Consider the following 16,439-nt stretch of genomic DNA (forward strand, 5'->3'; position numbering starts at 1 on the left):
TCACAAAAATTTATGTGATGACTGATTTATTTCTAAATGGCGTATGCCGCCATGAACTGACCCTGTGCTTCATTTGCTTTTTCAGCTTCTTTCTAAATGGCGTATGCCGCCATGAACATACACCTATGTTTGCCAATGCTGCAAATGTTTTTCTAAATGGCGTATGCCGCCATGAACTATTTCTTTCCCTCAAACGCTCACTGGATGGTGTTTCTAAATGGCGTATGCCGCCATGAACAGTAAGAATAAAGCAAAAAATAAAGTTATAACAGTGCTTTATCCCTAAAAAGTATAAAATACCCAAAGTTTTAAAGCAAAGTTATAACTTATTGATTTTATTAAGCTGTTAAAGAGTGTAAAAAATATTGGGTTAAAACTCAGGTACTGTGGATGTACGACTTAATCCATAGCTTCCAAATTTTCCAATATTTGCTTCATCAACACGTTTTTTTCCAATAATCAAACGGAAGTTCATATCATTGGTTTGACTTTTCATATTGATATAAGGTTCAAAGGTCTCCATCAGATCCAATGCTTTAAAGTGTTCCTGTGCTTCTTCAATTGAAATTCCACGGCGTTCTGCCTGATGAACAACACGCTGCTCAACCGTCAATTTTGGATTAACTTTAAAATAAGTAGCATAGCCGTTGATCTTATCCTCAGGAACTTTACGAGCAGATAAGATATGTACATAATCTTGCAGCCTTGCTAACCAATGAGTTAGATTCAGTTGCTCTAATGCTTCGACTGAATCCGCAAAAATACGAATTTTATCGCCTAAATAACCCAATTTTTTCTGCTGAATTAAGCGATATTTAGGAAAAGATACACCATAGGCAATCTTTCCTTGTTCATCGGCTTGTTCAGCAAAAGCAATATGGAGCTGAGTATAAACTTTTGACCAAAGCTCAAAGGATGAAAAATCAGGATTATCAATCAGTGTTAATTCAATATAATAAGTCATGATCATCCCTTTAAAGTCGTATGTTTTTAACATAAGCTAGACCTTTTTTACCAAGGTAAAAAGCCGATACACCCGCATTTTCAATCTTTTCTTCCAAATCCCTAGCCTGATCTTTAGAAATATCAAGATTTATAATGAGTTGACCACTAGCTTTATGAAGTAGTTTTTTTACTTCACCCTCACCTTTTAAGAACTTAGAACTGATATAAGGGTTTCCCCAAACAATCTTCTGCTGCCCAGTCGTAAATCTTTCCATTAGATTTTTAGGTGTAAAACCATTATGTGAAATACCTGTTAATCCACCTCTAGACGCTCGAATAACAGTAGTATCGTACTGTTCAGTCAATCTATCTAATTTTAAATATAAAGCTGAACAGTAAAGTGGGAGAACACTGATTTTATTAGCAGATTCTTTCAGAGCGAAGTTTGGATAACGGCTCGATAAAGTTTCTGCCAAATAATTAATTTCATCACTTACAGGAACTTTAATCTTTTTAACTTCTTCTAGTCTGTCTAAAATACCGAGTGGATCAAGAATAGAATCTTTTGCAGATGAAATTTTATTGTCTTTAATAAATTGACATAATTCATCTAAATTCATCCATAACACATCCCAGAATTCCTTTGCATAACTTACAGTAAGCCAAGGATCACTTAACTTAATCATTCCTGTAAAAGAATTCTGATCTGTACTACCTGAGATATTTCTAAGATAAACCGTTTCCTGACTGAGAATAGACCTATCAATAATATCTTCTTCATTTAAAACCTTTTCAATTTCCTTGAAATAATAATTTGAAGAATTTCTAACATCATAGAGTTTTCTTTGTTCTCCAATAAGTCTATTCAAAACCCCCATTACAGTATTTTTCGTAATAGCCCTATATTTATAATTGTCTACTTTTTTATCGCCCAATGCAGTCATCGATCCAATAAAGTTTCGTTTAGTTGTATTATCTTCCCCATCTAAAAACGAGTTACGCCACGAGGAATCATATTCAATAATAATCTGCATCACTCACCTCATTATTGCGCTTCAAAATAAACCGCATAATCCGATTGAGGTTCAGAGTTTACTTGATCGGGATGACGTTTAATCCGCATCATTTTATTGCTATCGTTATAATCTATCTCCAAAGTATCAACACACATATAACCCTTGGCTTGTTTGATCACTAATTCTTGAAGCATGCTTAAAGTTTCATTGACGAGTATATCAATCGCTATATTATCTAATAGAATTCCAACTTCACCCTCATTAAAAATCGTACCTTTACGCACATAATTTTTATGGAAAACAGCTTTTGGTTCTTTAGTTGGATCTAAACTTTTAATAAAGTTTTGTACAGTTTCAGCAATTTTCTCACCTTCACCTTCTTTAATCAGCATCGATGCACGATCGAATTTTTTATCTAATGAAATAAATTGAAGCTGTTCAATACTGATTGAGCCATAAGCTTCATACTCTGTATCACCAAAAGTTGTTTTAGAGAAAATTGAATTTTCACCACGTTTATACGTTTTTGTACCATCTGCTTGTATAATTTCTTCACTTGAACTCGCATTAGAAAGCTGTTCAAAGTTCCCATTACCCAATTGATCAACGAAATCTGTAATCAATAGCGGACTTGTACGTTTACATTGGCTTGAAGGTACAACATAACCACGGATTAAACCTGTAACTGATGCTAAAACATCAATCAAATTTTTATCTTTGGCGTAATGTAAATCAAATGACTGATCACGGAATAGATGATGACGTATACAGTTTTGACTAATGTACAATGGAGTTTCATCAAAATTAATATCAGATGCTTCTTTTCGATATTTATATCCTGTCTCTTCTTTGATCTTACCTGATAAGTTACTAAATCCACGCAACTTAGGTAAAGTATGATTATCAACAGTCTTACCATCATTTCCCGTCAATGATGTTGGACCATTCCAATTCACCACACCATAACCATATGCCGTGATTTTAAAGTCAACGCTTTTTATGCCAGTTACTTTAGCCATGTTATTTTTCCTCTTGTTCTGTTGTTAAAAAGTTTAATTTATCCAAAGATATAGAACCGATTGGCTGTTTATCTGTAATTGCGTAATAAATTGCCTCAGGATGACGAACGCCTGTTCCACCCACTTTATTGAGATCATCTTCGATATAGCTTAGATACAAAGGAAAATCTGCATCTCTTGCATAGTTTTCCAAGACTGCACAACGAGCTTGCTGTTTTTTCTCAGGAATCCCTTTGACAGGATGGGTTGAATCAACATTGCCATGCTTTTGTGCAATAAAATTGATCAAACCTAAATCTTTGATAATATTTAAAGATTCTGTCAGATTGTCATATTCAGTTGTATCATCCACAGGTGGTGTATAAGCATATTTATTTTCAAAAATCGGCTGTTTAAAATCATTCAAATTTAAAACTGCCAATTGCACAAAACGACTATCACCCCGTAATGAGTTTTTACTGATCTTCGACTTTCTTTCAGCCATTTTAGATTTCATCACTTTGGTGGGTTCAGTCACTTTTTTATTCATTAAATCAATGCTTTTCTTTAATGCTTTATCCATATCTTGGATAACAGCAGACCTATCATCTAACTGTACTTGCTTTTTATAAAATTCACGATAAAGCTTATAGAGTTCAGCAAGCTTAAATACCTTTTCATTTAAACGATCTTGTAAAAAGTCATACCATGCTTTGGTTGTTTGTAAACTATTTAATTGATTTAAAAAATAAGCCAATGAACCTTTACAACTGCCATTTTTCAAATTTTCAGTAATTGCAACTTGTAAGATATTAACCGCTTGATTTTCACCAAAACGATCTAAGCGCCCCATACGCTGTAACATATTTTCAGGTGAAGTCATTTCACTTAACATATGTTTACTTGTAATATTTAATGAAGCTTGAACAATAGGTCCACTCCTTAAAACATCATATTTTTGTGAACCTTTCTTTTTAAATGAATCAAAGACTTCATCAAACCATCTCTTTTTATCACTGCGCTTATATTTGGAGTGGAATAAGACACTATTTTCATGATCTTTCTGATAAACAAAGCCAAGTTGTGCTGTTTGTGCTGTATTGGAAATAATAAAAGTTTGATCTGAGTAAGTTTTATAAAATGGGTTTCCCTCAATCACAGATTCATCATATTCAATAAAATCAATTTTATAATGACTTTGATTAAAGGATGACATTTCAACCACATCATCTTCATGCACATTTAAAATGTTTTCCAAATAATAGTAATGTGGCGTTGCAGATACCAGTAAGGTATTTTTTTCATATTGTTTACGCATGTTCTTATTGGCAATCAACTCTGCAAATAGTAGATTAAAAATCTCCATTCCAATATATTCATGGTATTCATCAAATACCACATGTGCATCCATAAAAGGTAATAGACTATTCACATTGGTATGCGTGACAATTGAACCTAAAATTTGGTCAATTGTGGTGACAACGACATCACCTGAAAAAGGTTCTGGCTCTTTTTTAATTTTTCCATTTTCATTTATGTATTTAAATTCGCCTGTCAAAATTTCAACTTTTGCATCAGGTAAATAATCCTGTGTTAATTCCTCAAAAATTCCTTGGCAGACTTGCACACGTGGGCAAACCCAAATAATTTTCTTAGCATCTTTAAGTCTTGCCCATTCCAAAGCAATTTTAGTTTTACCACATCCCGCAGGACCTGCAAGCACAGCAATATCTTTTAAATCTGCCAGTTGCCTTGCAACTTCATTTTGCTTTTGTGTACGTTCACTATCAGGAAATTTTGTTGAGGCATTTTTTAAGTGAACCGATAAATCAGATAAAATTTCTTGATCATCTAACAATTCATCTAAGCGTTTTTCAACAATATAATCCATTAAATCTTGGGCTGTCTGCTTTGATACAATTCGGTCTGCACTAATCACACAAGCACGTAATAAATTATGCTGTGCATTGTTATCTATTTTATTTCTGAGTTGAGAAGTTTCATCGTTATTGCTGTATAGCTTAAACTCAGGGAATTCCTTACCTTTATAAATATAGTTAAAGTCTTCCAATTGATCCGCAAAAGATTCTATTTCCCAATTTAAATTTTTCTCAATAACATCAATATCTTCATAATGTTTAGCGACTGAATTTATTCGCTTGAGTAATGATGTTGTTTGTTTAATGATATTTTCAAATTGTTCATTCGAAATATTCTTAGCCAAAAAATCATATGCTTTATGTACACCTGAAAACTCATCATTAGAACGATATGGTTTCGCATGATGCCAATAGATCACATGCTGTAAACACTCTTTTTGCCTATTGTTCAATCCTTTGCATTGTTTTTCAAAAAAGTTAAACAATATCAATGAAATTTCATTATGACGAGGATGTTTTTCAAAGGTGAATTTTACATCAATATGCTGACCATCTTCTTCAGGATCTTTTTGCTTACCTTTTTTCACCCAATCCTGAAAATGAGGATCTAACTTACCTAAGTCATGTAAACAACCTGCTAGAAATGCAACTTTAGAGAGGTTTTCATATTCATTATTATCGACGACTTTTTTAAACAATTGCTGTGCTAAATAACCAATTGCAAATGAATGCTCTGCTAAAGGTTGTAATTGAGTATTTGCATAAAACTCATCTTTCTTCGCTTTCATTGTCATTACATCCATAAATACTTCTTTTTGTGTACTATTCACAGGCACAATCCCCTGTATATTAAACTTATTCCGATTTCCAACGACCCATAGCAACTCACTTCTACGACGACCACGAATCCAGTGGCAACTGACTGCCGTACTTTTAGTGACAGTCTTTCTCAACAATTTTTTAACAGCAATCAAACCATCTTCCGTAATGACTGTTTGCCATGTGTTATCCCCAATACGATCAGCAAATGCATCTAACACACGACGAGTTCGAGGAATCGCTTTCTTTTCGCATTGGGAAATAAAGGTGACAATCATAATTCGCTCTCCAAATTTGGAAAGTTTCGACACGCCTGTAATTTCACCTGTTCAAACATCCAGTCCAGACACCGATATTCTGTAAATTTCTGCAAAAGCTGCTGACGAAACTCCTGCTCAGACATCCCCTCTTTTGCACAAATAAAAGCCCACGGTAAAACCACTGCATCCTTTATTAAATCAGCCACATCAAACACTAATGCACCACGACGGGTTTTGCCATGCATGACTGCAAAACTGTGTGAAATACCTAATACCCAAAGTGTGGTTGCTGCCAGTCCATAAGCCAGATAATTGCCATGATTCAAAAAGTCATTCGCTAAATCCCCTTGTTCAGGATTTCGTTCAAAACTGAGTTTGCAACGCGTCGCTGCGATTTTATAAAGTTGCTTGGTCGTCTGCGCTTCAGCAAGCAACAAATCACCGACTTTGCTTTGATGTGGAATTTTCTTTTCAAAACTAGTTAAAGCTTGTTCGATATCTGCATCATCAAGATAGAAGCCCTCATCTTTGAGGTCTTTGTCTTTTGCCCAGATTCTGCGGATAAACTCGATACGGGCTATTTGAAAAGCTTTTGCCACTTCCAAACGTTTAGCATCGTCAAACCAAAAACTCATCCAGCCTTGCATGTACTCCGTGGGTCGATATTCACTTTGTGGCATCATCCATTCAATTTCAGATCCCATAAACAGTGGCGTCCCACCTCCACCTGTAAACCCCACCAATACCCCTGCACTGGCAAGCATTCGCATGGCTGCTTGGGTAATCGATGTCCCCGTTCCTAATAAAATTACTGTGGTATTGGCAATCGGAATATTCCAGTATTGGTTTTCGTTTTTGGCCTCAGTTAAATATAAAACGCGACCATCTTTTTGCATGACTCTGCAATGTTCAAGATAATAAAGATTGGCTCGCTTAGAATGTAATATCGCTTTTAAGTCTGATGGTGAAAGTTGTTCCATTTTTATCATCGTATTGCTTTGATGTTATTAACTAAATTAACATACGTCCGTTTTTGTTTTACATCATTTTTTCTGTTAAACGTCATAAAATGTCGTGTATATTTATCCTTTAAGACAAAAATTATTTTAATTTTCGATTATCACTATTCGCTTTAAATCAATCATAAAATCACTTTCATATTGATCAAATTCTCTTTGTCCCACAGATATCAGTTTAGAATAAATTTTATTATTACAGATCGATCTAACGGGTAATTCAATCAAGCAATACCGCCATCAATCTCTAATTTTTATAATGATAAATGAATAAAGTAAGATGATTAGATCAAGCTGTATTAGTACAATATTTTGAACGTTTTATGATTTTTTAATCATTTTAATTTCAAATCTTTCAAAGTCTTTTTATGATTTTCACTAATTTATCAATAAATTTAAGCAAATTTTCAGAAAAACTTGAGTTAAAAACTCAAGTTTTCTCTATATAACAGTAAAAGATTGTTATGATCTATCTGACATATAAACAATGATGATTTCTTTTTTAACACCATTTTGTTCTTTGGACACATTTTCATGGCAGCAGAAGCACATTCTCTAGGACTACTCAGCCCTGTTATTTTACTGGCTGCGGCTGTGATCGCAGTCCCAATTTTTAAACGCTTAGGGCTTGGATCAGTCCTTGGTTATCTTATTGCAGGCTTAATTATTGGTCCATTTGGTTTTGCGTTTATCCATGATCCCGCTTCTATTTTACATATCGCTGAACTCGGCATTGTCATGTATCTCTTTATCATTGGGATGGAGATGCAGCCTTCTCATTTATGGAATATGCGACGTGATATTTTTGGTCTAGGCACACTACAAATTACGTTTTGTACAATAGGACTCACTGCAATTGGTTTACTGTATGGTTTTGCATGGCAAATTGCCTTTATTGGTGCGGCAGGTTTTGTTCTCACTTCAACGGCCATCGTGATGCAAATTTTGGGAGATCGTGGTGATTTAAGTCAGCCCAATGGCCAAAAAATTGTCGCTATTTTATTGTTTGAAGATCTACTGATTGTGCCATTGCTCGCCATTGTTGCCTTTATGTCTCCGAATCAAGTGGTTGAAAGTACACCAGATCGTTTAAAAGATATCGGGATTGCACTGGTAGCTATCGCAGGTCTCATTGCGGCTGGCTGTTGGCTGCTCAATCCATTATTTAAAGTTCTGGCGGCTGCCAAAGCGCGTGAAGTCATGACAGCCGCAGCATTGTTGGTCGTTTTAGGCGCAGCATTACTCATGCAAGTTAGTGGTTTGTCTATGGCAATGGGCGCATTCCTTGCAGGTGTTTTACTCTCTCAATCGACTTTTCGTCATCAGATTGAAGCTGATATTGAACCATTTCGCGGTATTTTATTAGGTCTATTTTTCCTTAGTGTAGGAATGTCACTTAATCTATCGGTTGTACAAAATAACTGGCTCCTTATTCTCAGTAGCGTCATTGCGTTGATGTTCACCAAAGCTGTCCTCATTTATTTTGTCGCGCGTCTCACGAAAAGTAGTCATGCAGTTGCTCTAGATCGTGCGGTACTGATGGCACAAGGGGGTGAGTTTGCATTTGTGCTTTTTACAGCCGCCGCAAGTGCGCAAGTGATTGATGAAACGATCAAATCCAATCTCACGGCGATTGTGGTTTTGTCCATGATTTTTACCCCCCTGCTTGGTATTTTGGCCAAACGTTTCATCAGTCCAAAGAGTTCTGCCTCTCTTGACCATATCGAAGTCGCCAATAATTTACATGGACGTGTACTACTCATCGGATTTGGACGTTTTGGGCAAGTTGCCAGTCAGCTTTTACTGGCGCGTGGCGTGGATGTCACATTGATCGACACTGATATCAACATGATTCAAAATGCCACAAAATTTGGTTTCAAAATTTATTATGGTGATGGGACTCGTTTAGATATTTTGCATGCATCTGGAGCCGCAAATGCTCAGGCAATTATGGTATGTGTGGATGATAAAGAAACGACCAACCGTATCGTTGAATTAGTCAAACATGAATTTCCACTGGCCAAATTGTTAGTGCGCTCTTATGACCGTGAACATTCATTATCATTGGTCAAAAAAGATGTCGATTACCAAATTCGTGAAACCTTTGAATCAGCATTGCTGTTTGGCGGTGCCACACTTGATGCTTTGGGAGTAGAGAGTAGTGAAATCCACGCGATCACCAAAGAAATACGAGAATTGGATAAAGAGCGTTTTGAAACTGAAATTGCAGCGGATGACATAGATGCAGGTATAGGTTTTCAATTTTCAAACACTGAACATCAACCTCGTCCAACTTCACCACTGATCAAACCTAAAACCCACAGTCAAATTTTAAATGATTCAGATAAGTCGGCTATGAAACAATAACTGAATCTTTATATCCTTCTTTTCCGCAAATATGAATAAAACCGAGTTAGACATGATTCGGTTTTATTTTTTTATTGTTAAAAGACTATCAGCTGGTGTGACGACTGCTCTTTTCTGTTGTCTTTGATACAAGCAAAGTTCACGTCCTTTTTGATTCTTCATATGTTTCTGCGGATAATTTCCTTCTAGGACTACAGCCGAATAACCCACACGATCATCAAATAACATAATATCGCTGACTGCTTTTACATTTTTTAAGGTACTGGCTTTCGCACATGCAGTTTTAATCGCCTGATCGTGCTGTTTCCATGCCTGATCTGAACTTGCATGCGTTATTCCTGCAACAACACTACATACAATTAATGATAATTTAAAAAAAATTGACGCCTTATCTTTACAGTATTTCATTATAAATACTCAATCGTTTATTCACATTTATCATGGAATGAATCAGGACAAAGGCATAGTGTTTCACACAAGATTTAACAGCATTACTTGAAAGGATTACATATGTAGTAGTGAAAGCAGATGAACTCTAAATATTTTATTTTAATTATGCAGGAGACCGCTTTGATCATTGTTTAAATCCTCTTGATTATTCTCCCATAGAGGAGAAAAATAAAGAGGGTCTAAACAATTATGAAAGAAGTCTAATGTCTTTGAGTAAAACAACTTTAGACCAAGTATTCTCACTTTGAATTATACTTTTAAAAGAAATCATTCTTGATCAAGCTATCTTTCTAATCCATACAACTTATAAATTCAATACTAATTTTTTCCCTTTAGCACGTGACACGCAGATCATCATGGACTGCTGTGATGCTTTTTCATCATCACTCAGATACTGATCGAAATGCTCTGCCTCACCTTCCAGAATCATGGTTTCACAAGTCCCACACACCCCTTCACGACATAAACACTCCACATCAATGTTGAGGAGTTCAATTGCCTGTAAAATGGTTTGATTAGCTTGAACTTCGACTTGTTGATTGGATTTCGCAAGTACCACTGTGAATGCTTCACCTTCTTCTGGTACAGTAGATGCAAACTGTTCCCAATGAATATATTCATCGCGGTAACGATGATAATTACAACGATCGATCACCGCATCAATCATTGGCTTAGGCCCACACACATACACATGCGTACCTTTGGGTTGAGACCCAATCAATTGATTCAGATCAAGACATTTTCCATCCGAATCGATATAGCTGAAAATATGTTCAGCATGTTTTTGTTTGAGCTCTTCTAAGAGTGCAGCATGCTCTGACGAACGATAGGCATAATGCAATTCATAATCAGCACCGCGTACAGCCAACTCATCCATTTGCGGTACAAACGGAGTAATCCCGATACCTCCCGCAATTAAAATATGTTTCTCACCATCTGCCGCCAATGGAAACAAATTCTTCGGTTCAGAAATAAGAATCTCACAGCCTTCATTGCATTGATCATGCATAAAAACTGAACCACCTTTACCTTCAATATCTTTACGGACACAGACTTGGTAAGTCGATAGATCTTGAGCACAGCTCATCAATGAATAGGCATTGGATAGCTGGTCATTCATTTTCACAATAATATGACTACCACCATTGAATTGAGGGAAATTTTGTCCGTCCTGACGTTTAAATGTAAACCGTTTGATTAGTGGAGTCAGTTGCTCTACCCGTGTGACCACTGATGCAAACATTTCATAATGACTAGCCATGTCTAAATCCTCTTTACCACATTCTGCTCATCTAAGCATTCTCTAGTTTTAAGCACATATTGTAGATTGGGCTGTCCTCGAAAACAGCCCAATCCACTGTGTCTCTACAATCCTAAACACATATATTTAATAGTCATAAATTCTTCTAAACCGTATTTAGAACCTTCACGCCCCACACCTGACTGTTTGACACCACCAAATGGTACAACTTCATTGGAAATAGCCGTTGAGTTCATTCCAACCATGCCATATTCCAGCTGTTCAGCGACACGCCAAATCCGTGAAATATTTTCGCTATACACATAAGCCGCTAAACCAAAAATGGTATCGTTGGCTTGCGCCACCACATCCGCTTCATCTGTAAAGCGAATTAAAGGGGCTACAGGGCCAAAAATTTCTTCCTGAACAATGTCCATATCACGCGAAACATCGGTTAGAACCGTTGGTTCGAAGAAAGTTTGTCCAAGTGCATGTTGTTGACCACCGCACGCCACTTGGGCACCTTTGCCACAGGCATCATCAATCAACTGTTTTGCTTTCAACACCGCTTTGTCATTGATTAATGGCCCAATCTGCACATTCGCTTCCAAACCATTGCCGATTTTGAATTTTTGTACTTCTTGCACAAATTTCTCGGTAAAGGCCTGATAAACCTTGTCGTGTACGTAGATTCGATTGGCACAAACACAGGTTTGCCCTGCATTACGGAACTTGGCAAAGATTGCACCTTGTACCGCTTTATCCAGATCGGCATCATCAAAGATGATTAATGGTGCATTGCCGCCCAATTCCAAAGCTAACTTTTTAATGGTGCCTGAACATTGCTGCATCAATAAACGACCCACAGGTGTAGAACCGGTAAAGGTCAGTTTTTTGACTTTTTCATGGCTAGTAAAGACCGAACCAATCTCTTGTGATTTGCCTGTCACCACATTAATGACACCCGCTGGGATACCTGCCATCTCTGCCAGCTTGGCAAGCGCAAATGCGCAATACGGCGTTTCATTGGCAGGTTTGATCACAATGCTACAGCCCGCTGCCAAAGCAGGTGCTGCTTTACGGGTAATCATCGCAATCGGGAAATTCCACGGCGTAATGGCTGCAACCACGCCGACAGGCTCTTTGGTCACAATAAAACGCTGCTGACTGTTGGTGGTCGGAATCACATCGCCATAAACGCGTTTGCCTTCTTCAGCAAACCATTGAATAAATGAAGCCGCATATTTCACTTCACCCAATGCTTCGGCTAAAGGTTTACCCTGCTCAATGGTCATAATGCGTGCCAGTTCATCAGCATGACTCAAAACCAGTTGATACCAAGCCAATAACAGGTCTGCACGTTTTTGTGCGGTTAATCCTTTCCATGCAGCTAAAGCCTGATACGCGACTTCGACTGCCTCGGTAGCTTCTGCTGCACCCATATTTGGAATGACGCCAATTTCTTCTCCTGTTGCAGGATTGGTCACAGCAATGGTGGCATTAGATTGTGCACTCACCCATTGACCATTGATCAGTCCGTGTTGTTGAAATAACGGACTTGCTTGCAAACTTGACATGTCATGTTCCTATCGATTGAAGCAAGGTGTGGCTTTATCGTTTGCCACACCTTCCTTATCTAATACCTGAGACAAAATTATTGATGGTGTTGCGCAACAAGATTCTGGAAATACGCAATACCGTGCTCACTGATTCCTGAACGTTGCTTGTCGGTCATAATCCGGCCCTGACCACGATAACCCCGTGATTTCAAGCCACGTTGTACGCTTTCAACCAGTTCCAGATCTTCAGGACGGAAGACATTGCGATACCATTCGATCAAATCTTTCTGATCTTGAGTCAACTCTTCATTGGTGAAGAAAATATCGTAGTGCTGCAAAGTGGTTTCCGCATCCATCGGAAACTCATAGATCACGGTCATAAAGTTTGCACCCGGCGGTACGTTAAACATGGTGCACGGCCACGTCCAGAAACCACTAAATGTCGGATCTTTTACTGATGGATCAAGCTTGAATGACTTTTCTGAAGAACGTGCATAACCATATTGCAGTGTCCAGTTTTGATGCGTGGTATGCCAATATTTATCCACCTGTACAGAGTCTGCAAAACCAGGATGCGCTGGACCACAGTGATAACATTCTAAATAGTTATCCACGATCACTTTCCAGTTCGCAGGTGTTTCCGTCACAAACCGTGCAGCCAGCTTCAAGTCTTTAATTACAGCACAAGCTTCATTCAGTTTTTGTGCAAATTCAGGCAACTGATCTTCAACACAAGTGGCATTTTCATCCATATTGATAAAGACAAAACCGCCATATTCTTCAACTTTTAATGGCACCATGCTGGAGTTTTGCTTATCAAAAGATTCAACATGATCACAGTTACGCGCCAATGCCAAGCTACCATCTAACTTAAAGGTCCATGCATGGTAGGGACAGGTAATCACGTTTTTGGCTTTGCCACTGCCATTTAACAACTCATGGCCACGATGCGGGCAGACATTATAAAATGCACGTAATACGCTGTCTTTGCCGCGAATCACGATAATATTTTCACCAATTACCTTACGGGTAATATAGTCATTGGCTTGGGCGACTTCACTGCCATGTGCCACGCAAATCCAACTTTTCGCAAAAATTTCTTCTTTTTCACGCTCAAACACCTGAGATGAGGTATAGAACACTTTTGGAAATGTCCATGCCACATCTGGGTTTGAACAGAAATCTTCTGGTAATTTTTCAACTGCATTCATGGTTTTACTCCATTAAAATGTTTTGTCCTAAAGACCGTTTTATCAAAATTGGCTGATGTTCAAATCACTTGAACATTTGCTTTAACGAACTCAGCATCTGCTGATATAAATCCTGCACCACAGGACAATCCCGTACTAAACGTAAACTGCCATGTAGTAATCCTTTGCCGAGATAAAACTCGGCGGCAATATTGGCTTGTTTTAACTTGTCCACAAAAATACGCCCATCGTCACTCAGTGGATCGTATTCAGCCACCGCAACAAAGCTACGTGGCATGTCACTCAAATCTTCTGCCAAAAGTGGTGTTAAACGAGTGTCCTGCCAGTCGCTTGCATTCAGTGCATATTCACTTAAGTAATAATGCATTTCCTCGAGTGTCAGTAACGGCGCCCGTGCATGTTGCTGACAAGACGCAGTATCAAAACTGCTGCCCAAACATGGATAGATCAAAGCCAAACCACAAGCCTGCACACCTGTATGTTGTAACTGAACCGCCAATGCCGCAGCTAAATTGCCTCCTGCACTGTCGCCAGCTAACACAATCTGCGTTGGATCAATGTTCCAGTCTGCGCCATGCGCGCGGAGCCAGTGATAGACCGTTTCACAGTCTTCATAAGCAGCGGGAAAATGATGTTCTGGTACCAAACGATAATCCACACTCAGTACTGCAACATTCAGATCACGACATAAATAGCGAGTAATAAATTCATGTGAATCTAGATTCCCCACCATCCAGCCACCACCATGGATAAACAGAATACAAGGCCAACCCGCTTCAGGTGCCTCACCCAGTGGGGAATACAACCGAACATTGACGGGATGAGTGGCATGCGCAACGGTTTTATCTTCAATATTGACCGCACCATCGCGTGGCAAGGTGTAATGCAGGCACATGGCATCGTAGGCTGCACGAATTGAATCAATATCGTTATCCGCTGCTGAATAAATGCTGCTCCAATACACCAGACTTTGCATTTCTTCGCTTAACTCATAGCGCGTGTTCGGTTGCTGTGTCATAACAATTCCTTTTGACTACTTTTATGTGCAAGTGGTGTTGCAGCAATATCAATCTGCATCTGTTGATTTGAATCAGTATGCTCAAGGGCTTCCAGCTCACTAAAGCTACTCTGCTCGATCAAATGTGATGGCACCTTGGAATAATCCTCAATCAGCCACTTCACCAAACCATAAGTCTGCACCAGAATAATCACAATAAACGGCAAGGCAGTCACAATCGTCGCAGTTTTCATGGTGTCTAACGGCGCCTTAGAGAAGATCATCGCAATCGGCACTAGGGTTAACATCAGACACCAAAACAAACGCGCATTCGGAGATGGATCTTGCCCTTCACTTAAACCGCGGGTACAGGTTGCAGAAACCGCATAGCCCACCGCATCCATATGTGCTGCAAGGAAAATCACCATAATGCCAAGGAACAACCACATCATCAGCTTGCCTGCTGGCAATAAACCGAGTAGCTGCCCAATTGCCACTTCACCGCCTTGCTGACTCAAGATTTGCGGCACATTGACCATGCCGTGAATAAAGCTATGAACGCTGTAATTTTCAAATACGCCAAAGATGAACCATAAACCAACGCTACCGCCGATGACCATGGCAAGAATCACTTCTTTAATGGTACGGCCTTTTGAGACACGTGTTACGAATAGCGCGACACCTGGTGCATAAGAAATCCACCATAACCAATAGAACACCGTCCATTCACGGGTGAATTTTCCATCGCCCATCGGGTCGGTAAACAGACTCATATCGACAAAGTTAGTCGCCATCAAACCAAAACTCATCAATGAATTATTCATAATGAATTGGGTTGGCCCAAAGCAGAGCACGTAGATCGCGAACAGCACCACACCCAAGCACACCATATGACTCAAACGCTGCATGCCTTTATCCATACCGACATAGGAGCTGAGTGCAAATAACACCGACACCGCCAATATAATGATGACTTTGGTCATGAAGGTATTGGGAATACCCGTGAGTTGCGACAGAATGTTGGTAAAAGTGACCGCAGTCAAAACCAGTGAAATGGTCAAGGCACCAAACATACACAGCAAGAACATCAGATCAACGACACGTCCAACAGGTCCTGTCGCTTTAAAGCCAGTGACCGCTTCCACCATTGACGCTAAGCTCAGGCCTTTATTCTTTCTGACATGGTAGCTGTAACACAGTGAAATCGATGCCAAAGCATAGATCGACCATGCACTCAAACCGGAGTGAAAGAAGGAATAAGCCACACTGTATTTCAGTGCTTCAGCCGATTCAGGGGCTAAATTCAAACCCGGAGTTTGGTAGTAATAGGCCCAGTCTAGAAATCCCCAGTACAAGGTAGAAGATCCAATCCCCGACAAAATGAACATGAAAATCCATGACATGGTGCTGTATTGGGGCTTACCTTCACCAAGCTTGATTTTGCCGTATTTGCTAAAGGCCAAACCGAAGGTAAAAATAATTGATAAAAACGTAAATAAAAGCACTGGCGTGGTAAACACCGACGTGGTCCACTGCATCCATTTTGCAGCCAGTTGTATTGATTCAGATGAGTAGATTGCCAAACCAGCCACCGATGTAAATACAACGGCAAGACTGGTGATCGCAAGCGTCTTATCTGTATAAGGTTTTGTAATTTGATTATCCATATCTATTCAATCCA

Annotated in this window: 13 protein-coding genes; 2 read left to right on the plus strand and 11 right to left on the minus strand. The window is 38.8% G+C overall.

Annotated elements, in window-relative coordinates; all coding sequences use genetic code 11:
• The coding region (locus F944_RS17475; protein ID WP_410468268.1) for a hypothetical protein at positions 1–236 on the plus strand (236 nt) is incomplete at its 5' end.
• Positions 237–370: 134 nt separating this feature from the next.
• Here F944_RS17475 and cas6f read toward each other — a convergent pair.
• Genes cas6f through cas1f form a run of 5 tightly spaced genes read right to left on the minus strand, consistent with a single transcriptional unit; the run spans position 371 to position 6,898 of the window.
• Positions 371–964 carry a type I-F CRISPR-associated endoribonuclease Cas6/Csy4 gene (gene cas6f / locus F944_RS10035; RefSeq protein WP_004990085.1) on the minus strand — a complete coding sequence of 198 codons (594 nt, stop codon included), beginning with the start codon at positions 962–964 and terminating at the stop codon, positions 371–373.
• A gap of 10 nt (positions 965–974) precedes the next feature.
• A complete protein-coding gene (gene cas5fv / locus F944_RS10040) occupies positions 975–1,979 on the minus strand; it encodes a type I-Fv CRISPR-associated protein Cas5fv (RefSeq protein WP_004990087.1) in 1,005 nt (334 codons plus the stop codon).
• Positions 1,980–1,990: 11 nt separating this feature from the next.
• Positions 1,991–2,980 carry a type I-Fv CRISPR-associated protein Cas7fv gene (gene cas7fv, locus F944_RS10045; protein WP_004990089.1) on the minus strand — a complete coding sequence of 330 codons (990 nt, stop codon included), beginning with the start codon at positions 2,978–2,980 and terminating at the stop codon, positions 1,991–1,993.
• A 1-nt stretch (position 2,981) separates the two neighbouring features.
• Positions 2,982–5,936, minus strand: coding sequence for a CRISPR-associated endonuclease Cas3'' (locus F944_RS10050; RefSeq protein WP_004990091.1), 2,955 nt, complete (start codon positions 5,934–5,936; stop codon positions 2,982–2,984).
• Entirely contained in the window at positions 5,933–6,898 is a 966-nt protein-coding gene (gene cas1f, locus F944_RS10055) for a type I-F CRISPR-associated endonuclease Cas1f (RefSeq protein ID WP_004990093.1), read from the minus strand. Before cas1f ends, F944_RS10050 begins: the two co-directional genes overlap by 4 nt.
• Positions 6,899–7,468: 570 nt before the next feature.
• On the opposite strand from cas1f, the gene F944_RS10060 reads away from it, so the two are divergent.
• The gene (locus F944_RS10060; protein WP_004990095.1) at positions 7,469–9,301 is read left to right on the plus strand and encodes a monovalent cation:proton antiporter-2 (CPA2) family protein; all 1,833 of its coding nucleotides are present in this window, start codon (positions 7,469–7,471) and stop codon (positions 9,299–9,301) included.
• A gap of 63 nt (positions 9,302–9,364) precedes the next feature.
• Here F944_RS10060 and F944_RS10065 read toward each other — a convergent pair whose 3' ends face one another.
• From F944_RS10065 to F944_RS10090, 6 genes are all read right to left on the minus strand, one after another.
• Positions 9,365–9,709 (minus strand): hypothetical protein, encoded by a 345-nt coding sequence (locus F944_RS10065; protein ID WP_004990097.1) that lies wholly within the window; start codon positions 9,707–9,709, stop codon positions 9,365–9,367.
• Positions 9,710–10,055: 346 nt separating this feature from the next.
• Entirely contained in the window at positions 10,056–11,012 is a 957-nt protein-coding gene (cntB, locus tag F944_RS10070; protein ID WP_004990099.1) for a carnitine monooxygenase, reductase subunit CntB, read from the minus strand.
• Positions 11,013–11,116: 104 nt separating this feature from the next.
• Positions 11,117–12,568 carry an NAD-dependent succinate-semialdehyde dehydrogenase gene (locus F944_RS10075; RefSeq protein WP_004990103.1) on the minus strand — a complete coding sequence of 484 codons (1,452 nt, stop codon included), beginning with the start codon at positions 12,566–12,568 and terminating at the stop codon, positions 11,117–11,119.
• Between the two features lie 77 nt (positions 12,569–12,645).
• Positions 12,646–13,761 carry a carnitine monooxygenase subunit alpha gene (cntA, locus tag F944_RS10080; RefSeq protein WP_004990105.1) on the minus strand — a complete coding sequence of 372 codons (1,116 nt, stop codon included), beginning with the start codon at positions 13,759–13,761 and terminating at the stop codon, positions 12,646–12,648.
• A 64-nt stretch (positions 13,762–13,825) separates the two neighbouring features.
• Positions 13,826–14,779 (minus strand): alpha/beta hydrolase, encoded by a 954-nt coding sequence (locus F944_RS10085; protein ID WP_004990106.1) that lies wholly within the window; start codon positions 14,777–14,779, stop codon positions 13,826–13,828.
• Positions 14,776–16,431, minus strand: coding sequence for a BCCT family transporter (locus tag F944_RS10090; protein WP_162897688.1), 1,656 nt, complete (start codon positions 16,429–16,431; stop codon positions 14,776–14,778). Before F944_RS10090 ends, F944_RS10085 begins: the two co-directional genes overlap by 4 nt.
• Between the last annotated feature and the right edge of the window lie 8 nt (positions 16,432–16,439).

The sequence above is a fragment of the Acinetobacter ursingii DSM 16037 = CIP 107286 genome, from assembly GCF_000368825.1.
Taxonomy (GTDB): domain Bacteria; phylum Pseudomonadota; class Gammaproteobacteria; order Pseudomonadales; family Moraxellaceae; genus Acinetobacter; species Acinetobacter ursingii.

Excerpts from the sequence above, each read along its gene's own strand:
- F944_RS10065 (WP_004990097.1), bottom strand. The coding sequence starts at position 9,709 with ATGAAATACTGTAAAGATAAGGCGTCAATTTTTTTTAAATTATCATTA.
- F944_RS10060 (WP_004990095.1), top strand. The coding sequence starts at position 7,469 with ATGGCAGCAGAAGCACATTCTCTAGGACTACTCAGCCCTGTTATTTTA.
- cas6f (WP_004990085.1), bottom strand. The coding sequence starts at position 964 with ATGACTTATTATATTGAATTAACACTGATTGATAATCCTGATTTTTCA.
- F944_RS10085 (WP_004990106.1), bottom strand. The coding sequence starts at position 14,779 with ATGACACAGCAACCGAACACGCGCTATGAGTTAAGCGAAGAAATGCAA.
- cntA (WP_004990105.1), bottom strand. The coding sequence starts at position 13,761 with ATGAATGCAGTTGAAAAATTACCAGAAGATTTCTGTTCAAACCCAGAT.
- cas1f (WP_004990093.1), bottom strand. The coding sequence starts at position 6,898 with ATGGAACAACTTTCACCATCAGACTTAAAAGCGATATTACATTCTAAG.
- F944_RS10075 (WP_004990103.1), bottom strand. The coding sequence starts at position 12,568 with ATGTCAAGTTTGCAAGCAAGTCCGTTATTTCAACAACACGGACTGATC.
- cntB (WP_004990099.1), bottom strand. The coding sequence starts at position 11,012 with ATGGCTAGTCATTATGAAATGTTTGCATCAGTGGTCACACGGGTAGAG.
- F944_RS10050 (WP_004990091.1), bottom strand. The coding sequence starts at position 5,936 with ATGATTGTCACCTTTATTTCCCAATGCGAAAAGAAAGCGATTCCTCGA.
- cas7fv (WP_004990089.1), bottom strand. The coding sequence starts at position 2,980 with ATGGCTAAAGTAACTGGCATAAAAAGCGTTGACTTTAAAATCACGGCA.
- cas5fv (WP_004990087.1), bottom strand. The coding sequence starts at position 1,979 with ATGCAGATTATTATTGAATATGATTCCTCGTGGCGTAACTCGTTTTTA.